This is a genomic window from Anaerococcus senegalensis JC48, assembly GCF_000321005.1.
Lineage (GTDB): Bacteria > Bacillota > Clostridia > Tissierellales > Peptoniphilaceae > Anaerococcus > Anaerococcus senegalensis.
Genome location: NZ_HE578907.1, coordinates 841,037 through 862,068, shown reverse-complemented (window position 1 = coordinate 862,068; position 21,032 = coordinate 841,037). Strand labels below are relative to the sequence as shown.

The 21,032-nt window shown below is 25.3% G+C and carries 15 protein-coding genes; 12 read left to right on the top strand and 3 right to left on the bottom strand.

The window, feature by feature from the left end:
- Window positions 1-57 precede the first annotated feature (57 nt).
- Window positions 58-909: an SDR family oxidoreductase gene (locus tag ASHG_RS04350; RefSeq protein WP_040397763.1), complete on the top strand. Its 852-nt coding sequence runs from the start codon at window positions 58-60 to the stop codon at window positions 907-909.
- Window positions 899-2,170: a dicarboxylate/amino acid:cation symporter gene (locus ASHG_RS04345; RefSeq protein WP_040398398.1), complete on the top strand. Its 1,272-nt coding sequence runs from the start codon at window positions 899-901 to the stop codon at window positions 2,168-2,170. The genes ASHG_RS04350 and ASHG_RS04345 overlap by 11 nt, the downstream gene beginning before the upstream one ends.
- A gap of 42 nt (window positions 2,171-2,212) precedes the next feature.
- Here the strand turns inward: ASHG_RS04345 and ASHG_RS04340 are convergent, their stop codons facing one another.
- Window positions 2,213-2,635: a Fur family transcriptional regulator gene (locus ASHG_RS04340; protein WP_040397762.1), complete on the bottom strand. Its 423-nt coding sequence runs from the start codon at window positions 2,633-2,635 to the stop codon at window positions 2,213-2,215.
- 94 nt (window positions 2,636-2,729) lie between these two features.
- On the opposite strand from ASHG_RS04340, the gene ASHG_RS04335 reads away from it, so the two are divergent.
- The 8 genes from ASHG_RS04335 (at window position 2,730) to ASHG_RS04300 (ending at window position 16,977) form a co-directional block, all read left to right on the top strand.
- Complete coding sequence (locus ASHG_RS04335; RefSeq protein WP_040397761.1) at window positions 2,730-3,833, top strand: metal ABC transporter substrate-binding protein; 1,104 nt, start codon at window positions 2,730-2,732, stop codon at window positions 3,831-3,833.
- On the top strand, window positions 3,834-4,499 hold the full coding sequence (locus ASHG_RS04330; RefSeq protein WP_040397760.1) for a metal ABC transporter ATP-binding protein: 666 nt from the start codon (window positions 3,834-3,836) through the stop codon (window positions 4,497-4,499).
- Window positions 4,492-5,286: a metal ABC transporter permease gene (locus ASHG_RS04325; protein WP_040397759.1), complete on the top strand. Its 795-nt coding sequence runs from the start codon at window positions 4,492-4,494 to the stop codon at window positions 5,284-5,286. The genes ASHG_RS04330 and ASHG_RS04325 overlap by 8 nt, the downstream gene beginning before the upstream one ends.
- Before the next feature lie 74 nt (window positions 5,287-5,360).
- Window positions 5,361-6,083 carry a YaaA family protein gene (locus tag ASHG_RS04320; RefSeq protein WP_040397757.1) on the top strand — a complete coding sequence of 241 codons (723 nt, stop codon included), beginning with the start codon at window positions 5,361-5,363 and terminating at the stop codon, window positions 6,081-6,083.
- Window positions 6,080-7,174: an exonuclease SbcCD subunit D gene (locus ASHG_RS04315; RefSeq protein WP_040397755.1), complete on the top strand. Its 1,095-nt coding sequence runs from the start codon at window positions 6,080-6,082 to the stop codon at window positions 7,172-7,174. The genes ASHG_RS04320 and ASHG_RS04315 overlap by 4 nt, the downstream gene beginning before the upstream one ends.
- The gene (locus ASHG_RS04310) at window positions 7,171-10,233 is read left to right on the top strand and encodes an SbcC/MukB-like Walker B domain-containing protein (protein WP_040397754.1); all 3,063 of its coding nucleotides are present in this window, start codon (window positions 7,171-7,173) and stop codon (window positions 10,231-10,233) included. Before ASHG_RS04315 ends, ASHG_RS04310 begins: the two co-directional genes overlap by 4 nt.
- Window positions 10,230-13,589 carry a PD-(D/E)XK nuclease family protein gene (locus tag ASHG_RS04305; RefSeq protein WP_040397753.1) on the top strand — a complete coding sequence of 1,120 codons (3,360 nt, stop codon included), beginning with the start codon at window positions 10,230-10,232 and terminating at the stop codon, window positions 13,587-13,589. Before ASHG_RS04310 ends, ASHG_RS04305 begins: the two co-directional genes overlap by 4 nt.
- Window positions 13,582-16,977, top strand: a complete 3,396-nt coding sequence (locus tag ASHG_RS04300) for a UvrD-helicase domain-containing protein (RefSeq protein WP_040397752.1) — start codon at window positions 13,582-13,584, stop codon at window positions 16,975-16,977. Before ASHG_RS04305 ends, ASHG_RS04300 begins: the two co-directional genes overlap by 8 nt.
- Here the strand turns inward: ASHG_RS04300 and ymfI are convergent.
- On the bottom strand, window positions 16,958-17,686 hold the full coding sequence (gene ymfI, locus ASHG_RS04295; RefSeq protein WP_040397750.1) for an elongation factor P 5-aminopentanone reductase: 729 nt from the start codon (window positions 17,684-17,686) through the stop codon (window positions 16,958-16,960). The two genes, ASHG_RS04300 and ymfI, sit on opposite strands and share 20 nt — an antisense overlap.
- A gap of 52 nt (window positions 17,687-17,738) precedes the next feature.
- Between ymfI and ASHG_RS04290 the strand changes: the two genes are divergently transcribed.
- Complete coding sequence (locus ASHG_RS04290; protein ID WP_040397748.1) at window positions 17,739-18,578, top strand: aldo/keto reductase; 840 nt, start codon at window positions 17,739-17,741, stop codon at window positions 18,576-18,578.
- 64 nt (window positions 18,579-18,642) lie between these two features.
- Here ASHG_RS04290 and pdxS read toward each other — a convergent pair whose 3' ends face one another.
- A complete protein-coding gene (gene pdxS, locus ASHG_RS04285; RefSeq protein WP_040397747.1) occupies window positions 18,643-19,494 on the bottom strand; it encodes a pyridoxal 5'-phosphate synthase lyase subunit PdxS in 852 nt (283 codons plus the stop codon).
- 89 nt (window positions 19,495-19,583) lie between these two features.
- On the opposite strand from pdxS, the gene pdxR reads away from it, so the two are divergent.
- Complete coding sequence (gene pdxR / locus ASHG_RS04280; protein WP_040397745.1) at window positions 19,584-20,981, top strand: MocR-like pyridoxine biosynthesis transcription factor PdxR; 1,398 nt, start codon at window positions 19,584-19,586, stop codon at window positions 20,979-20,981.
- The last annotated feature ends 51 nt before the right edge of the window (window positions 20,982-21,032 follow it).

Here is a 21,032-nt window from a genome sequence, read left to right as displayed (position 1 = left end):
CAATATGTTATAATAAAACATATATTTAATTTTTTACAATATAGAAAGGAAAAATTTATGAGAATTAACACAATTTGGATTACAGGAGCACATGGAAGACTTGGTTCGACTCTTCTAAGATATTTAGATCCTTTGGAAGCTGAAATAATTGCAACTGACAAGGACGAAGTAGATATTACAAAACAAGAAGAAGTAAATTTATTTGTAGATAGAAATAGACCAAAAATAATAATTAATTGTTCAGGAATTACAAATAGATTAAAATGTGAAAATGATCCTGATAAAGCATATTTGTTAAATGCTTTGGGAGCAAAAAATATTGCTATAGCATCAAATAGGGTAAGGGCAAAACTTGTTCAATTATCTACTGCAGATGTTTTTGATGGACAAACAATTCATCCATACAAAGAAATTGACAAGGCAAATCCAAATTCAGTTTATGGAAAAAGTAAATTTTTGGGAGAAGAATTTGTAAAAGATTTTGCTGATAGATATTTTATTGTAAGAGTATCAAGACTTTATTCTAAAGAAAATAATTTAATAGAATCAATAATAGAACAAGCAAAAAATGGACTTGTAAAAGTACCAAAATCAAGATATGGATCTCCAACTTCGGCATATGAACTTTCAAAATTTTTAATTTCAATTATAGGAACTAATGCTTATGGAATTTACCATGCTTCATGTGAAGGAACTTGTTCTTTTAGAGCTTTTGCTCAAAAAATTATTGATATAACAAAAATTGATGCAAAGGTAGAAGAAGTTAGAGATTCTGATAGGATTGATTACGAACCTGCCTTTAGAGGAATAGATAATTATTTTTTGGGTCTTTTGGGAAAAAATACTTTTTCATCTTGGGAAGATTCTTTAAAAGATTATCTGAGAAGGGAGTATGGATATGAAAGCTAAATCTGATAAAAAGTTAAGCTTAACATCTAAAATTTTTATCGCCCTAATTTGTGGAATGATTCTTGGAATTCTAATGCATTATTTTGTACCTAAAAGTCATATCAAAGATGACATTATAATTGATGGAATTTTTTATTTATTAGGTCAAATGTTCATAAGAGCTATGCAAATGCTAGTTGTTCCATTGGTATTTTTTTCAATTGCTGATGGCTGTAGAAATATGGGGGATACAAAAACTCTTGGAAAAGTTGGAATAAGAATTGTCTTATTTTATCTTTTAACTACAGCTCTTGCAATAATAATAGCTCTTTCTTTGGCATCAATAATAAATCCTGGTAAGGGAATGAATATGGAATTGGGATCTAATGAGTTTAAAATGGATACTGGAGAAAAAACTTCAATGAAAGATACGCTATTAAATATGATTCCAACAAATCCTATTGAAGCTTTGGCAAAGGGTGATATGTTACAAATAATAATTTTTGCAGTTATAGTTGGACTTTTGATTGCAGGAATGGAAGATAGAATGGAAACATTGGGCAATATAATTACAGAAATGAATGATTTAATGATGAGTATGACTATGGCTGTAATGAAACTTGCACCAATTGGAGTATTTTTCTTAATAGCAAGAACATTTTCAAATCTTGGTTATGATGTTATTTTATCAATGTTATCATATATGATTTCTGTAATTTTGGGACTAGCTTTCCAACTTTTAATAGTTTATATGCTACTTTTAACGATTTTTGTAAGAGTAAATCCATTTTCGTTTTTGAAAAAATTTTTTCCAGTTATGACTTTTGCATTTTCAACTGCATCATCAAATGCAACAGTTCCATTAAATATTCAAACTCTTGAAGATATTGGAGTTGATAAGAAAATTTCTTCATTTACAATTCCTTTGGGAGCGACAATAAATATGGACGGAACTGCAATAATGCAAGGAGTAGCGGTAGTATTTATTGCAAATGCTTATGGAATAGATTTAAGCTTAAATGATTATATGACTGTAATTTTGACAGCAACAATAGCATCAGTAGGAACTGCAGGAATTCCTTCAGTTGGTCTTGTAACACTATCAATGGTATTATCATCAGCTGGTCTTCCAGTAGAAGGAATTGCTATGATAATGGGAATAGATAGAATTTTAGATATGGCAAGAACTGCAATAAATACAACAGGAGATGCATCTGGAACAATGATAGTTGCAAATTCTGTAGGTTCATTTGATAAAGAAAAATTTAATAAGAGAGTTTAAAGAAAAAAAGTTGATAAAAAAATTTTTATCAACTTTTTAAATTTATTTATTTAATTTTTTTTGGCAATTTGGGCAAATTCCTGTAAATTCAAAACTATGTCCTTTGATAATAAATCCTGTTTCTTTTTCAATTTGCTTTTCAACTTCATGAATTGGGCAGTTTTCTATAATAAATTTCTTATTACAAGACATGCAAGTAATAAAATGTTTGTGATCATTTGTGTTTAATTGAAAATATGAAATTCCATCTAGGTTTGTGTTTTTTAAGAGAAGTCCTACTTCTTCAAGTGTATTTAAATTTCTATAAATTGTAGAAAGATCTAGATTTATCTTATCATTTTTTAATTTTTCTAAAATTTCTTCTGCTGAAATTGGATCATTATTTTCAATTATTTTTTCTAAAATAATTCTTCTTTTTTCTGTGACTCTAATATTTTTATTTCTTAATAAATCTCTTGCTTTCAAAAAATTCACCTCTTAATTTATAATATCATATTGACAAAAAATAAAACAGTTATATAATACTTCTTGCAAATGATTTGCAATTAAGGAGGAAAAAATGAAAAAAAAATTTTTAGCGATAGCTTTAGTTTTGGGCCTTTTTGTAACAGGATGTGCAAAAAATAACCAAACAAGTAACTCAAATGATTCAAACAGTTCAAACGAAACAAAACAAAGTGAAAAATCTACAAAAGAAACTATATATGCTTCTTTTTATCCAATTTATAATCTAACTAAACAAATAGCTGGAGATAAATTTAATGTAGAATCTTTTACAAATTTAAATACAGAAGTTCATGATTTTGAACCATCAGCAAAAGATATGGCGAAATTATCTGATGCTAAGGTTTTATTTTTAAATGGTGCAGGTCTTGAATCTTGGAAAGATAAGGTTGAAGATGCTTCAAAAGTAGAAATGGTTGATACATCTAAGGGAATTGATTTAATAAAAACTGAAGATGAAGAAGATCATGACCACGAAGATAGTGACCATCATGATCATGAAGGATCACAAGAAGATAAAGATAGTGATCATCACGACCACGAAGACAAAGACAACCATGACCATGAAAGCATGGAAGATAGTGAAGACTCTGACCACCATGATCACGAAGATGAAGAAGAACATCACCACCATGGTATGTATGATCCACATATTTGGTTAGCACCAAAAAATGGAATTATTCAAGCAAAAAATATTGCAGATAAACTTTCAGAAATTGATTCAGAAAATAAAGATTATTATATGAGAAATTTTGAAAAAATAAAAAAAGAACTTGAAGAAATTGATAAAACATATGGAGATAAATTAGAAAATAAAGAAAATAAAAAATTCTTAGTAGATCATGAAGCATTTTCATATCTTGCTCGTGATTATGGTTTAACTCAAATTCCACTTACTTCAATAACTTCAACAAGTGAAACTGATGCAAAAACAATGAAAGATTCCATTGACTATGTTAAAAAAGAAAAAATTTCAGCACTTTTCTATGAAAAAGGTGGTTCTGATAAAAATGTTAAGACCTTAGCAAATGAATTATCACTTGACGCAAAGGCTATAAATACTATAGAATATGCAAGTAATAACGATTTGAAAGCTAATAAAACTTATCAAGAAATGATAAAAGAAAACTTAGAATTAATGGAAAGTAGTTTAAAATAGATGAAGGATATAGAAGTTAAAGACTTAGTCTTTTCTTACGGCAAGGATAATATATTAAAAAATTTAAGTTTTGATTTAAATAGGGGAGATTTTTTGACAATCCAGGGCGAAAATGGCTCTGGAAAGTCTACTCTCATAAAATTAATTTTAAAAGATTTGAAGAAAAAATCAGGTCAAATAAAATTATTTGGAAAAGACATTGAAAAATTTGATGATTATTCTAAAATTGGATATGTACCTCAAGTTAATGATGCAAACAAAGTAGCCTTTCCGGTAACTGGAAAAGAATTTGTTGTTTTAAATTTGTATAAAAAATTTAATATTTTTAATAGACCAACAAAAAAATGTTATAAAAAAGTTTATAATATTTTTGAAATTTTAAATATAGAAAATCTTTTAAATATTCCCTTTAATCAACTTTCGGGAGGCCAAGCTCAAAAAGTTATGATTGCAAGGGCAATGGTCAACGATCCTGATCTTCTTATTTTAGATGAGCCTACCGTTGGTGTTGATGAAAAATCAAAAAGAGACTTTCTTAAACTTCTATCCAATTTAAATGACAAACATAAAATTTCAATTTTAATGATTTCTCATGAGATGGATATTGTAAGAGAATTTTCAAAAAGGCAGATTAGAATTAAAAATGGAAGGATAGTAGATGCTTAGTTACGAATTTATGCAAAGAGCTCTTTTGGTTGGGCTTATGCTTGCAATAATAATTCCTATGATTGGAATTGTTATGGTGAATAGAAGGACATCGATGATAGGTGATGCCCTATCACACACGGCTTTATCTGGTGTGGCACTCGGTTTAATTATTGGGATTAATCCAGTTTTTTCATCCATAATAATTTGTATTATTGCAAGTTTTGCTATAGAAATAATTAGGAAAAAATTCAAAAACTTTGGAGATATGGCTACAGCTATAATAATGAGTTTGGGAATTGGACTTGCAGCGATTATGTCAGATTTCACCCCTGGTGGAACAAGTTTTGAATCATTTTTATTTGGTTCGATTACAAGTGTTACAAAAACTGACCTTATTGTAGTAAGTGTAATTTTTGTTTTTGTATTATTTTTTAGCCTTTATCTTTACTATCCTCTTCTATATAATTCAATTAGCCCATTAATGGCAAATTTGGCAGGAATTAATTCAAAATTAGTTTCAAATATTTTTACATTTTTGACAGCAGTAACAATTGGAATTTCTGCAAAAACTGTTGGGGCCTTGATGATTTCATCTTTAATGGTTTTGCCAGTTGCAAGTGGACTTTTAATTTCAAAATCTTATAAGGAAACTTTCATAAAATCAATTATTATCGCAATATTTTATATGATGGCTGGAATTAGCGCAAGTTTTTATTTGGGAATAAAACCAGGTGGCGCTATAGTAGTAATAGCTGTTATTGGGATGATAATTTCATTAATAATTCAAAAAATTTTTAAAAGATAGGTTCGCCTGTCTTTTTTTTTGTGAAAATTTTCTATGATATAATTAATTAAGAATTAAAAATAGAAAGGTTTGATATGAAAATAATAATTTCACCTGCAAAAAGGTTTAAACATTTTGAAAATGAAAAAACAGAAGGACTTTTATTTGAAGAAGAAACAAAAGACTTGGTCGAAAAACTTAGGAGTTTTTCTATAAATGATTTGGCAAATATGTTTTCTTGTAATGATGATTTAGCAATAAAAGCTTATTATGATTACAAAGATTTTGATTTTAATAATTTAAAAAACCCTGCAATTTTTTCTTATGATGGACTTGTTTTTAAACAATTTAAAAAAGAAGATTTTAATGATTTGGAATATTTAAATAATCATGTTTATATAATTTCTGCTCTTTATGGACTTTGTAAGCCTTTTACAGGAATATCTGATTATAGGTTATATATGGATTCGAAAGGGATAGATATGCCTGGATTTTGGGCTGATAAAATTTACGAAAAGGCTTTTGAGGATGAAGATTTTATTATAAATTTGGCAAGTGCTGAATATGCAAAGCTAATAAAAAAATATTTGAAAAAAGATCAAAAATTATTGACTTTAACATTTAAAGAAAATAGAAACGGAAAAATAAGATCTATTGTTTCTTATACAAAACAAATGCGTGGTAGGATGCTTAAATATTTGATAAACAAAAAAATCAAAGACCCAGAAGAAATTAAAAAAATAATCCTTTGCAATTATATTTATGACCCATACAATTCAACTGACAATGAGTTTATATATGTAAGGGAAGAAAAATGAAATTATTACACTTATCAGACCTTCACATAGGAAAAAATATAGGATCATATTCACTTTTAGAAGATCAAAAATATTGCCTTGACCAAATTTTAGAAATTATCAAAAGTGAAAAAATAGATATAGTCGTTATAGCTGGTGATATTTTTGATACATCTATTCCAAATAGCGAGTCTATGAAAGTATATTCTGACTTTGTTGATAGGATTATTTTTGATTTTAAGAAAAAAATTATAGCAATTTCTGGAAATCATGATTCAGGAAAAAGACTTGAAATTTCTAAAAGTTTTTTCGAAAAAAATTCTTATTATATTTTTGGTAATTCTTTTGATGAATCTTTAACTTTTGAAGATGAATTTGGCGAAGTTAATTTTTATCCTATTCCTTATATATCCCTAGCTAGGGCAAAAAATGAAATTGATTCAAATATAGAAAATTTTACAGATTTATATAGGATACTTCTAAAAAATATTGATTATAAAGATAGAAATGTATTGATAAGTCACTGCTATGCAAATGAAAAAGCATATGAAGATGAAGAAATCGAGGGAGAAAAACCTCTAACAATAGGTGGAAATGATGCTATGGATGCAAATTTATTTAAAAATTTTGACTATGTAGCCCTTGGTCATCTTCACAGAAAACATTTTGTGATAGATGAAAAAATTAGATACTGTGGAACCTTTATGAAATATTCATTTTCAGAAAGAAGGCAAAAAAAATCAGTGACTATAGTAGATTTAAAAGACCATATTTCTATAAAAGAAATAGAGATAAAAGCTTTAAATGATTTTTGTCAAATTGAAGATTATTTTGAAAATATCTTAAAAATGGAAAATTCGAATGACTATATAGAATTTATTTTAAAGGATGATCATCCTATAGATTCACCCATGGCGAAATTAAAAATGAAATTTCCCCATGCTGTTTCTATAAAGTATAAAAATACTATTGATTTGGAAAATTCTGATGATATAAGTATTGACCTTGAAAATTTATCTACTATGGAAGTTTTTGAAGAGTTTTATAAGTTTAAAATGGATGAAAATATGAGTGAAAAAGATAAAGAAATTTTTAAAAAGGTGATCGAATGAAACCAATAAGTCTTGAAATGTATGGATTTATGACCTACAAAAATAAAACTTTGATAGACTTTAGCAAACTTTATGATTCCAAAATTTTTATAATTTCTGGAGATACGGGTAGTGGTAAAACTTCAATTTTTGATGCTATAAGTTTTGCACTTTTTGGTGAAATTCAAAGAGAAGGTTTTATTATAGATGATTTAAGAAGTGATTTTTTGAATGGAAATAATCCGCCTACTTATGTTGATTTTATTTTTGATCTTGATGGTAAAAAATATAGGATAAAAAGAATTCCAAAACAAAGGGCCAAAAAAACAAGAACAAATGTGCAGGTAGGCCATAGTGTTGAATTTTATAAGTATGAAAAAGATGAGGAAATTTTAATATCTGATGGACCACAAAAAACTGATAAGAAGATAATTGATTTGATTGGTCTAAATTTTGACCAACTAAATAGGGTCATGATTTTAGCTCAAGGAGAATTTTCCAAATTTTTAAAATCAAGTTCAGATGATAAGGCAGCTCTTTTATCTAAAATTTTTTCATCATATATTTACAAGGATATCGAGGAAAAATTGAAGGAAGCTAGCAAGGATTCTAAGAAAAATATAGAATTTATTGCAAATAAATTAAAAACAGAAGTAAATAAAAATGACCTATTAGATGAAAATATTGATGATGAAACAATTGAATTAAAGGATTTTTCCAAAATTGAAAAAGTAATAAAAGACTTATCTAAAGATTTAGAAAAAAACTTGGATGAAAAAAATAAAGAAAAGAATTCTTTATCTAAGATTTTGGATGGTAAAACTTCCAAACTAAGTTTTTATGAAAAAGAAAATGAAAAAATTAGATTACTTAAGACTCTAAACTTTGAAAAAAAAGAAGTTTTAAGTGAAAAACACTACTATGAAAATTTAAAAAATGAATTAATTTTATCTGAAAAATCTATTCTTATAAAGCCATATTATGATAATTTACTAGATTATAAAAAAAATTATGAAAATATAGGTCAAAAATTAGAAGATGAGAAAATTAATCTATATAATATAGAGAAAAATCTTAGAAAATGCAGAGAAAAATTAGGAAATTTAGATGAAATAGAAATAAAAATTAATCAAAAAAAAGAAAATATTGTAAAAAATGAACAAATAATAAAAAAATTTAATGAACTTTTTTCCTTGGAAAAAGAATTAGAAAAAAATATAAAAAATATAGAACTTTCTAAAGAATATAAGAAAAAGATAGATGATTATTTAGTAAAAAAAGAAAGTACAAATGATGTAATAAGAAATTTATCAAATAGTCTACTTGAGATTGCTAAAAATCTTGAAAAAATAAAAGATCAAGCTTATGAAATAAAAGATGAGCTTAGGGACTACCAAAATCTTTATGAAAAATCTTTAGAAAATGATAAAAAAGTAAAAGAATTACAAAAACTGGAAAAAGAGCTTGAAAAATCAGAGTCTAATTTAAAAAATATAGGTGAAAAATTAAAATTAGCAGAAGAGTCAAAAAAATCTATTCTTATTAATGAATTTAGAAAAGAATTAGAAAAAGATGGAATTTGTCCAATTTGTGGGTCTATTTGTGATGAAAAAGTAGAATTTTTAGAAGTAAGGGATTTTGATTTAGAAAAAATAAGAAATAATTATATGGATTTAAAGATTAAGGTTGATTTTTTAAAAGAAAAAAATTCTGATTTAAAAAATTCAATTGATAATAATTTAAAAAATCATAAAGAATATGAAAAAAACTTAAATGACTATAGAAAAACTTATCAAGATCTTAGAAATTTATACAAAAAAAACCTTAGCTTATATGATGAAAAAAAGAAAAATAAGGAAGAACTTGATCAAAAGGCAAATTTAATTGAATCTGACTTAAAAGATTTAAAAAATAAACTTGATAAATTTAAGTATCTAGATGACATAAGCGATACTCAAAATAAATATAAAATAAAAAAAGAAGAACTTAGTATTTTTAATAAAAAACAAATTGAAGAAAGTTTAGAAAAAGATAGAAACTTTGTTAATGAAGAAGAAAAAAGAATAAAAATTTTAAGAGAAGATATTCAAAAATTGGAAAATAAAAAGTCATCATCATCTTCATTAATATTAAATTATGATTCTGATTTAAAAACTTCTAAAGAAAAAATCATAAAAGAAAATCAAATTTTTGAAGAAAAAGTAAAAGAAAATTTTGAAAATATAGATGAGTTTTTAAAATATTTAAAGATTGCAGATGATTTGCTAAAACAAAAAGAAGAAATCGGCCTCTATTTTGAAAAATTAAATAATATTTCTATTAGGATAGAAAGTCTCAAAGAATATAAAAACATCGATATTTATCAAACTGAGAAAATAAAAGAGGAAATAGAAAATTTAAAAGAAAATATAGAGCTAATAAATGATTCTATTTTTTCAATTAGATTAAAAAACGAAAAATTATTTGAGAGTGATAAAGAAATTAATAAGATAAAAATTTCTTTGGATAAATCAAAAAATGATGATGAAATTTTATATAAACTTACAAAGGTTTGTGATGGATCATTATCTAAAGTTTCTGGAAGGGAAAAAATTAATTTTGAAACATTTGTTCTTTCTAATTATTTTAATAAAATTTTGACCTACGCTAATCTTAGATTAAAAGATATGAGTGATGGCCAATTTAAAATGTTAAGAAAAAAAGAAACAAGTGATAAGAGAAAAAATAATGGCCTTGATATAGAAATTTTGGATTATAATACTGGAAAAATTAGAAGTGAGGCTTCACTTTCTGGTGGAGAAAGTTTTATTGCATCTTTGGCTCTTGCCCTTGGTCTTTCAGATGAAATAAGTGGGGAAAATGGGGGAATAAAAATTGATACACTCTTTATTGATGAAGGTTTTGGTACTTTGTCAGATGATTATTTAGAAAAAGCAATTAGGACTATAGAAAAATTATCTTACGATAATAAATTTATCGGTTTAATTTCTCACGTAAAAGAATTGAAAAATGCAATTGATGCAAAAATTGAAGTTAAATATTCAAAAACAGAAGGCTCAAGTTTGAAGGTGGTTGTATGATAAAAATAATAATGAGTAAATTTCCTGAAGAAAATTCCATTTATATTTATCAGGATATAGAAAAAAAATTAGAAAATAAGGAAAAATCTTTTTTAATAGTTCCTGAACAATATACCTTGGAAAGTGATATGGATTTTATTGATTCTATAAAATATAAGTCTGTTATGGATGCCAAAGTCTTGTCTTTTTCATCATTAATTTCCTATGTTTCTCAAAGACTATCTTTAAAAAAACATGAAAATTTAAATCAGGTATCTAAAACAATTTTACTTACAAATGTTTTAGATGAGATTGATGATAAATTAAAATTATTTTCAAATAAGGCATCAGATATAGATTTTGTTAATAACCTTTCAGATTTTATTTCAAATATAAAAGAATATTATTTTGATAATGATTTTTTTGATCAAATAGAAAATAATGAAAATCTTGATACCATGACCAAGCTTAAATTTAAAGAAATAAAATTAATTTATGATTCTTATTTGAAAAAATTAGAAAATTCTTATATTGATAGCGAAGATGAGCTTAATATCATAAAGGATAATATTAAATATTGTGATTTTTTGGAAAATGTTAATTTTTACTTTGATAAATTTGATTTGTTGTCAGACTTAAAATTAGATTTCATAAAAGAGCTTATAAAAATAGGTGGAAAAATTACTGTATCAATTTCTCTTGATTCAAAATATTACGAAAACCATTTGGCAAATGACATGGAAATTTTTGAACAATCCTTGAGATTTGTGGAAAGTGTAAAAAATTTGGGACAAAGTCAAATAATAAATTTAGAGAAGAAATCTGATATTCTAGATATTAAACACCTATATGAAAATTTTGAAAAATACAATCCTGAAAAATTTTGGGGTAAAACTTCTAATATAAAAATTGTTGAATCAATTTCATCTACAAATGAGATTGAAAATATGGCCTTGATGATAGAAAAATTAATAAGAAAAGGATACTCTTATTCTGATATATCCATAGTTATGACAAATGAAGATGAATATGAAAATTTAATTAGAAGAATCTTTTCTAGGATGGATATTCCTATATTTATTGATAAATCTCAAAAAATGTCTGACAACCATGTTGTAAAAACTTGGCTTTCTTTACTTAGACTTGTTGTTTTTAATTTTAGAAAAACTGACCTTGAGTCCTTTATTAGGTCAGATTTAATAGATTTTGGAGAAAATTCTTTAGAAAGAGTTTTAGCCTTTCAAAAATATATAAATACCAGAAAAATTAAAGGTTCAATGATTTTTGATGATAAATATTTTACTTTAGATGAAAATTTTTATAAAGATGAAATTAAAAAAGAAAAACAAGAAGAGTTGGATAAGGTTAATTCAATTCGAAATATTATTTTAGATTTGATAAAAGACTTATATGAAATGAGAAATAAAAATCTAAGTGCAAGCTTAATTGTAAAAGAAATTTTTAAAGTCATTGATAATGGAAGGATAAAATCTGGTTTTAATCACTATCAAGAATATATAAAAGAAAATAAAATAGAAATTCATGAAGAAAATAAGCAAATCTGGGATAAATTTATAACAATTCTTGAACAAATTGAATCAATAATGAAAGATAGCAAGACTAATCTTAGAAAAATATATAAATTAATTCAAAAGGCAAGTGAGGCGACTTCTATTGGCTTGATTCCTCCAGCAATTGATCAAGTTTTAATCGGAGATTTTTCAAGAGATAGGATAAATGATAGGAAAATTAAAATTTTTGTAGGTATGACTGATATTTATTTTCCAGAAAATAATAATTCCGAAATGTTAATATCAGAAAATGAGAAAAGTTTATTGGAAAATGAAGGATTTGACCTTAAAATTTATAAGGAAAAAAAGAATGATAAGATTCTTTTAAATATTTTGAGAATGTTTACCTCATCTCAAAAAATTATTTTCTCATATTCCCTAATAAATAAAAATAATGATCCTATGAATAGGTCTACAAGTATTTCTGATATTATAAATATTTTTCCAAATATAAGTTATCAAAAAATTTCAAAAGAAAAATTTGAGCACGTAAAATATTCAAAAGATCTTTTAGATTTGAAAGCTTATCAAATTTTGTGGGACATAAAAGAAAAGGAAAAGGTAAGTGATAGGGAAAAAGAATTTGTAAAAGCCTATCTTCAATATAAAAAAGATTTTTCAAAAAATTTCGAATTTAATAAGTCCAAAAACTCTTCTTATGATTTGTTTATGAAAGGATTTGCTTATTCGAATGATAAAAATCCTCTAAATAAGGAAATTTCTAAAAGACTTTATAATAAAAATAGGTTTTCTGTTTCTGAAATTGAAAGATATGCAAGATGTCCTTACAAATATTTTATTAATTATGGATTAAGGGCCCAAAAAAATAAAAATTTGGATGTAGATATGATGGAAATTGGAAATATTGTCCACTATAATATGGAAAATATTTCAAAAGATTTAAGGGGAATAGACATTGAAAATCTTGACGATAAAAAATTAGAAAATCTAGTAAGGGAAAATTTTGAAAAAGCAATTGAAAATTCTTTAGAAAAAATGAGGGCAAATGATAACAAAAATAAATTTATCTTATCAAATGTTTATGCTTCAACTCAAAAATCAACAAAAAAAGTTTTAGACCAAATAAAAAAAGGAAAGTTTCAAATAGATAGTGTTGAAGAAAAATATGGAAAGAGTCAAAAATATCCTGAAGTTTATGTTGATGATCATAATTATCTAGAAGGAAGAATTGATAGGATTGATAGGTTTGAAGATTTTGTTAGAATAATTGATTATAAGACGGGCAGTACTGAAATAAATATTAAATATGTTTTTAACGGAATTCAACTTCAACTTTTCGTCTATATGCTATCAGTTAAAGAAAAAAAATCTGAAAATCTTTCACCTGTAGCAAGTTTTTATTTGCCACTTAAGGACGAGGTTCAAAAAATTGATGATCCATTTACTAAAAAAACAATCCTTGATATATATAACAAAAAGACAAAAATGAATGGACTTATTATAAAAATAAATGAGGAAGTTTTAAAGCTTTTAGATGAAGATTTTAATGGAAAAAAATCTGATATTTTCAAAATTTCAAGAGGAAAGGTAAATATATTTACACCTGAAGAGGAAGAAATTTTGGAAAAATTTATAAAAAAATTAATTTCAAATTATATTTGTCAAATTAAAGATGGAAACATTAAATTAAATCCTTTAAGAACAAATAAAAATTCTTATGAATGTACTAATTGTGATTTTAGGTCTATTTGTAAATTTGATTATACAATAGATCAAGATAAATTTAGAGATTTAAATAATGAAATTTCCTTAGATAAAATAAAAAAGGAGCTATCAGATGAGTAAATTTAAGCCAACTGATGATCAGAAAAAAGCAATTGAAACTAGAGATAAAAATATTATAGTTTCTGCTGCGGCAGGAAGTGGAAAAACTAGGGTTTTGGTTGATAGAGTAGTATCTTTAATGATTGAGGAAAAAATTCCTATAAAAAACATGATAATTGTAACCTTTACTAACAAGGCTTCAGTTGAAATGAAAGATAGGATTAGAGAAAAATTATCTGAGCTTTTGGATAATAAAAATATTGATAGGTCTTTTGTAAAAAAACAAATAAAATCAATAAATGATGCCTTTATTAAAACTCTCCACTCTTTTTGCGCAGATATGCTTAGGGAAAATTTTTACTTATCAGATAATCTTTCACCATCTTTTAAAATAGCTGCTGATTCCAAACAAGCCTTATTAAGAAAAGATGCAATTGATGAGCTTTTTGAAAATGAATATGAAAAAAATGACCAAGAATTTATTGATTTTTTGCACAACTTTGCAAAAGAAAAAGATGATAATGATGCAAAAGAAATTGTTTTGGACTTGTACGATTTTTCAAAAAGTCAGGTAGATCCAGAAAATTGGATAAAATATCATACAAGAAATAAGTTTGATTTTTCTGAATTTAAAAAAATTATTGAAAAAAAAGTAGATGAGCTTATAAAAAATGCAGAAGTATTAAAAAAATTTATAGTAGAAAAGTCTATGCGTAAAGAATTTATCGAAATGATAGATATTGATCTTTCTTATTTTTATAATTTAAAAAAATCTGTAATAGAAGATAAGTGGGATGATAGTCTTGAAAAATTTGATTATAATCTTAAAGCAAAAACAAGATTTAATAAGAAAAAAGATGATCCTAATGAAGACTTATTTGTAAAAACAAAAAGAAATTATTATAAGGACCAATTTACAGATTTAAAAAATATAGTAGTAAATACTGATTCTATCACAAAGGCATTTTTTGATCCAAAGGAAGAGAAAGTTTTATCTGAACTTAAAAATTTGGTTTTTGAATTTGAAAAAAATTATAAAAATAAAAAAAGAGAAGAAAATTATTTGGATTTTTCTGATATGGAGCATGAATTTATAAAATTATTAGAAAAAGACGCCTTAGTAGAAAAATTACAAAAACAATTTAAGTATATTTTCTTCGATGAATACCAAGATTCCAATGATATACAAAATTATATAGTTGATAAACTAAAAAATAAAAATAATTTATTTTTTGTAGGAGATGTGAAACAATCAATTTATGGCTTTAGAAATGCAAGACCTGAACTTTTTTTAGAAAAATTAGAATCTTATGAAAAAGATCCAGATTCTTTTAGGATAAATTTATCCAAAAATTTTAGAACTGACAAGGATTTGATTGATTTTAATAACTATATTTTTGATAACTTGATGACTAAAAATAATTCTGATATTGCCTATAAGGATGATAATCACAGGCTAAATTATCACTTTGAATTTGATGAAAAATATCCAAAGGTATCAATTAAGGCTTTAAATTCAAGTGTTAATGAAGAAGAATATTTGGTAAAAGAAATTGATGATTTAATAAATTCTGGAATGAATTATAAAGATATAGCAATTTTATTGAGATCATCTTCAAGAGCCTACTTAATTGAAAATGAATTAAAAAAAGCTGGAATTCCATTTTCATCTGATATTTCAAAAATTTCTTTTGAAACAGTAGAGGTAGACTTTTTCATAAATATCTTAAAATATATAGCAAATCCTAAAGAAGATTTAACCTTACTTTCTGTTTTAAGAAGTGAAATTTTTGATTTTTCTGAAGATGAGCTTTCATTAATAAGTCTTTCTTCTGATAAAAAATATTTTTATGAAAAATTTTCACTTTATGAAGAAAATTTTAATGATGAATTAAGCCAAAAAATCTCAGACTTTAACACAACTTTTGCAGATTTTTCATATATTTTGAATTTTTCTACTATGTATGATTTTGCAAATATAATTTTTGAAAAATCTGGATATTATGACTTTCTAAAGGCTAGGGATAGGGGATATGAAAGAGTTCAAAATATTGAAGCTTTTATAGAACTTATGGATGATTATGATAAAAATAATGAAAATTCTTTGTTTGGATTTTTAACTTATATAGATAATTTGAAAAATCAAAAAAAGGATAATCTAAAAGCATCAAGAAATTTATCTGATGAAGAAGATTTGGTAAGAATAATGACAATCCACAAGTCAAAGGGTTTGGAATTTAAGGCTGTAATTTTGCCAGAAGCTTCAAAAGGATTTAATACTAGAGGAAAAAGTAAGGATATGCTTTTGGATAAGGATTTGGGAATAGGAATAAATATTTCTGATTGGGATAACAAAATAAAAATTTCATCAATAAAAAGAGACTTGATATTGGAAAAATTAAATCTAAATGACAAAAAAGAAGAGATGAGAGTTTTATATGTTGCCTTAACTCGTGCAGAAAGAAAATTATCTATTATTGGTCAAAAAGATCTAAATGAAAAAGGACTTGATAAAATTTTAAGCACAGATTCCTTGCTAGATTTATCTTCTTATATGGATTGGATATTAAAAATTCTTTGTGATGATAAAATTATGGCTGATTTTATAGATTTGGATTATAAGACTGATAATTTTAATAATGGTTCAGTTAAAATTGATTATATTGAAGAATTTAAGGCAGATTCTAAACTTGATTTTACTGATGTAAAAGATTTACTTGATGGAAATAATTATGACAAAAGAATTTATAATCATATTAAAGATACATTTAATTTTTCTTATAAAAATTTGGAGAATACAAACAAATCTCTAAAAAAATCAGTTACAGAAATTGCAAAAAATTATGATTTATCAAATAACGGTTATGAAAAATCTACGTTTGATGATATGGGAATTTCTCATGACTTTAGAAGGCCAAATTTTGATCAAATTAGCCTATCAGCTACAGAAAAAGGTACACTTATCCATAAAATTTTCCAAGAACTTGAATTTAAAGAATATGATTTAGATTCTTTAAAAAATGAAATTAATAAGCTTATTGATTTAGGAAAAATAAGAAAAGAATATATTTCCTATTTAAATTTAGAAAAATTTTTGGGATTTTTTAATTCAAAAATTATTAAAGATATAAGGGAAAAATCACCACTTATAAGAAAAGAAGAGTCATTTTTAAGAAAAATAGATAATTTTTACGTAAATGGTCAGATTGATATAATGTTTGAATTTGAAGATCATATAATTTTAATGGATTTTAAAACAGACTCTTATAAAAGAGAAGGATTTTATGATAAGCAATTAGAAATTTACAAGGACTCCATAGAGGAAGCCCTAGGTAAAAAAGTTTCAAAATCATATATTTATTGGTACAATTTTAAAGAATTTGAACAAGTTAATAAAAACCTCCATTAATATCAAAAATTGATCCTGTAATATAAGATCCCTTATCAGATATTAAAAATTCAACAAGATTTGCAATTTCTTCGGATTTTGCAAATCTTTTTTCAATTAAGTCTTCTTTCAAAGCCTTTTTATCATCGCTGGATAAATCAAATTTGGTCATATCCGTATCAACAATTCCAGGAGAAATTGCATTGACTCTTATATTTGAAGGTATAAGTTCTTTAGAAAGAGCCTTTGTAAAAGAATTGATTCCACCCTTACTTGCAGAATAAGCTACTTCAAAACTTGCTCCCAAGTTACCCCAAATAGATGACATATTTATTATTACTCCAGATTTTTGACTTACCATATATGGAATTGCCCTTTTTGAAGTTAAAAAAATCGAAGATAAATTTGTATTTATAATATCATTCCAAGAAGAAAAATCCATATCTTGAATAAGACCAAAATGGGAAATTCCTGCGTTATTTATCAAAATATCTACATGAGAAAAATTTTTCTCAGCAATATCAAATAAATTATTAACTTCATTTTCATTTTTTACATCACATTTTACAGCTATTACATTTGGATTTTCTTTTCTTAATTTTTCTAATAAACTTAATGCCTTATTCTTATTTTTATTATAAGTTAAAACTAAATTATAGGATTTATTTAATTTTTTTGCTATGGCTTCACCAATCCCTCTTGATGCGCCTGTTATTAATACAGTTTTCATACAATGATTATAACATAAGTTTAAGGGTAAGAAATTAAAACAGGAGGAAAGTATGAAATATTACAAATTAAATGATGGAAATAAAATTCCAGCTTTAGGTCTTGGAACTTATAAAATTACAAATAGAGAAGATATGGCAAAAACTATTGAAGCAGCTTTAGAAAATGGCTATGAATATATAGATACAGCAAAGCTTTATGAAAATGAAGATATGATTGGAGCTGAGCTTAAAAATTCTGGTAAAAAAAGAGATCAATATCAATTGGCAACAAAAGTTTGGCCAAGTGATTTTGGATATGATAAAACAAAAAAATCATTGGATGAGTCTCTAGAAAAACTACAAACAGATTATTTAGATGTGGTTTTACTTCATTGGTTTGGAAAGGATTTTGATAAATCTTGGAAAGTTTTTGAAGATTATAAAAGACAAGGGATAGTAAAAACAATTGGAGTTTCAAATTTTGAACTTTCTCAACTAAAAAAACTTTTAGAAATTGGAGAAAAACCTGCAATCGACCAATTAGAATCAAGCCCACATTTTCAAAATGATGATACTGTAAAATTTTTAAAAGAAAATAATATAATCCACCAAGCTTGGTCACCAATTGCTAGGGGTAGAAGTGAGTTACTGGAAGAGTTTGTAATAAAAAAACTTGCTAATAAATATAATAAAACTCCTGCTCAAATAGTTTTACGTTGGCATGTTGAAAGAGGAACAATGCCAATTCCAAAATCAACAAATCCAGAAAGGATAAAGGAAAATATAAATATTTTTGATTTTTCTCTTGATGAAAAAGATTTGAAGGCAATAAAATCAATTGACCTTAAAAAAAGATATTCATCAGATCCTGAAGATGAAAAATGGTTAAAAGATTTATTAAAAAGAGTATAAAGAAAAAATTCTGCAAATTATTTTGCAGAATTTTTTATATGGGGCAATTGTTTGATTTTAATTTTTATCTATTTTCAAAAATTTCTTTAATTTCGTCTTCGTTAATTCCAACCATAGCTTCACCAAGATCTTTTGAAACTTCAAGAATCACGTCTGGATTGTCATAATTTGCTACGGCTTTTACTATTGCATTTGCTCTTTTTTCTGGATTTCCTGATTTAAAAATTCCACTTCCAACAAATACACCATAAGCTCCAAGTTGCATCATTAAAGCAGCATCAGCTGGAGTTGCAACTCCACCAGCAGAAAGATTTGCAACAGGAAGTTTTTTATTATCTCTAACATATTTTAAAAGTTCAACATCAACTGCCAAATCTTTTGCATAAGAAAAAATTTCATCATCAGTTAAAACTGAAATTCTTTGGATTTCTCTATTAATTTCTCTCATATGTCTTACAGCTTGAACAACATTTCCAGTACCAGCTTCACCTTTTGTTCTAATCATAGAAGCACCCTCAGAAATTCTTCTCAAAGCTTCAGAAATATTTCTAGCACCACAAACAAATGGAGTTTTAAATTTCTTTTTATCAATATGGTTAAAATCATCAGCAACTGTTAAAACCTCAGATTCGTCAATATAATCAATACCTAAGGATTCAAGAATTTGTGCTTCAACAAAATGACCAATTCTTACCTTTGCCATTACAGGAATTTTAACAGCTTTCATAATTTCTTCAATCATTTTAGGATCGCTCATTCTAGAAACTCCACCAGCAGCTCTAATATCTGCAGGAACTCTTTCAAGAGCCATAACTGCACTAGCACCAGCAGCCTCAGCAATTTTTGCTTGTTCAACATTCATCACGTCCATGATAACCTTTTTTTCAAATTTTTTATTTATATCTTTATTTACCATTTTTATCTCCTTAATATTTCTTTTGATTTAATTATATGCTAAACTGTAACTAATAAAAGCAACAAAAAATAAAAAAAATAGGGGTACAGATGTATTTAAATTTACCAAAAAATAATAAATTTTTATATGATAAAATTTATGAAATTATAAAAAATAAAATAATAAATGGAGAAATCGTGGAAAATGAAAAACTACCATCGATTAGGAGTTTATCAAAAGATATCAATGTTTCAATAAACACAATTAAAAAAGTTTATTACAAACTTGAAGAAGAAGGATATATTTATGTAAAAGATAAGAGTGGTTTTTATTGTAGGAAAATAGATGACTTGATAATTTTAGATAAGAAAAAGATAGAAGAAAATAGAGAAATTGGTGAAGAAATTAAATATGATTTTTCAATAAGTGGGGTAGATTATGAGAATTTCCCTTATAAAACTCTTCAAAAATATATGAGAGAATCAATTGATAAATATGATATAAAAATTTTGGATAAGGGATCATATAAGGGATATGAACCTTTAAGAAATGCTATAAAAGTTTATTTGAAAAATTCTAGAAACATTTCAACAAATTCTAGAAATATAATTATTTCATCATCAACTGAGCATTTATTTTCAATAATAAAGAAACTTTTAACGGATCAAACACTTTTTGCTTTTGAAAATCCTGGTTATGCTTTTGGTAATAAATTTTATACTTATGATTTAAAAAATCCTATACCTTTAGAACTCGATAGTGAGGGAGTAAAAATAGATAGACTTTCTGATTTAAATGCACTTTGTCTTTTTGTAACCCCTTTTTATCAATTTCCAATGGGTACAGTTATGTCAATCCAAAGAAGGATTGAATTATTAAATTGGGCATCTCTTTCAAAAGATAGATATGTAATTGAAGATGATTACGATAGTGAATTTAAATTTACAGGCTATCCTACAGAAAGTTTAAAGGCTATGGATAAAAATTCTGATGTTATTTATTTCGGAAATTTTTCAAAATTATTAGCTCCTTCACTTAGAATATCTTATATGATTTTACCAGATGATTTGTTAGAAAAATATGAAAAAAATTTTAAGGGTTTATCAAATACTGTATCAACTTTTGTACAAAAAGCCTTGGCGAATTTTATTAAAAGTGGAGAATTTGAAAAACATATAAATAGAATGAAAAATATTTATTTTAAAAAATTTAAATTTATAGTTGAAAAATTGGAAGAAATTGAAGAGATTTCTTTTCCCCAAAAAGTGGATTCTCTAAATTTACTTATAAAAATAGATGAATCTATAGATATAATAAAGTTTAAAAAAATTTTAAATAATAAATCCCTACACTTAATTGATTTAAATAGATTTACTTACAAAAAAAATGGCAAAGAAAATTATTTTATATTGGGATTTGCAAATTTAAGTATTGAAGAAATTGACCAAGGAATAGAAATTATAAAATTTGCTTTAAAAAATTCAAAAAATAATTCTTTAGAGTCTTGATTTTATCTAATTTGTTATACAAATAAAAAAATTAAATATTTTTTTAGAAAA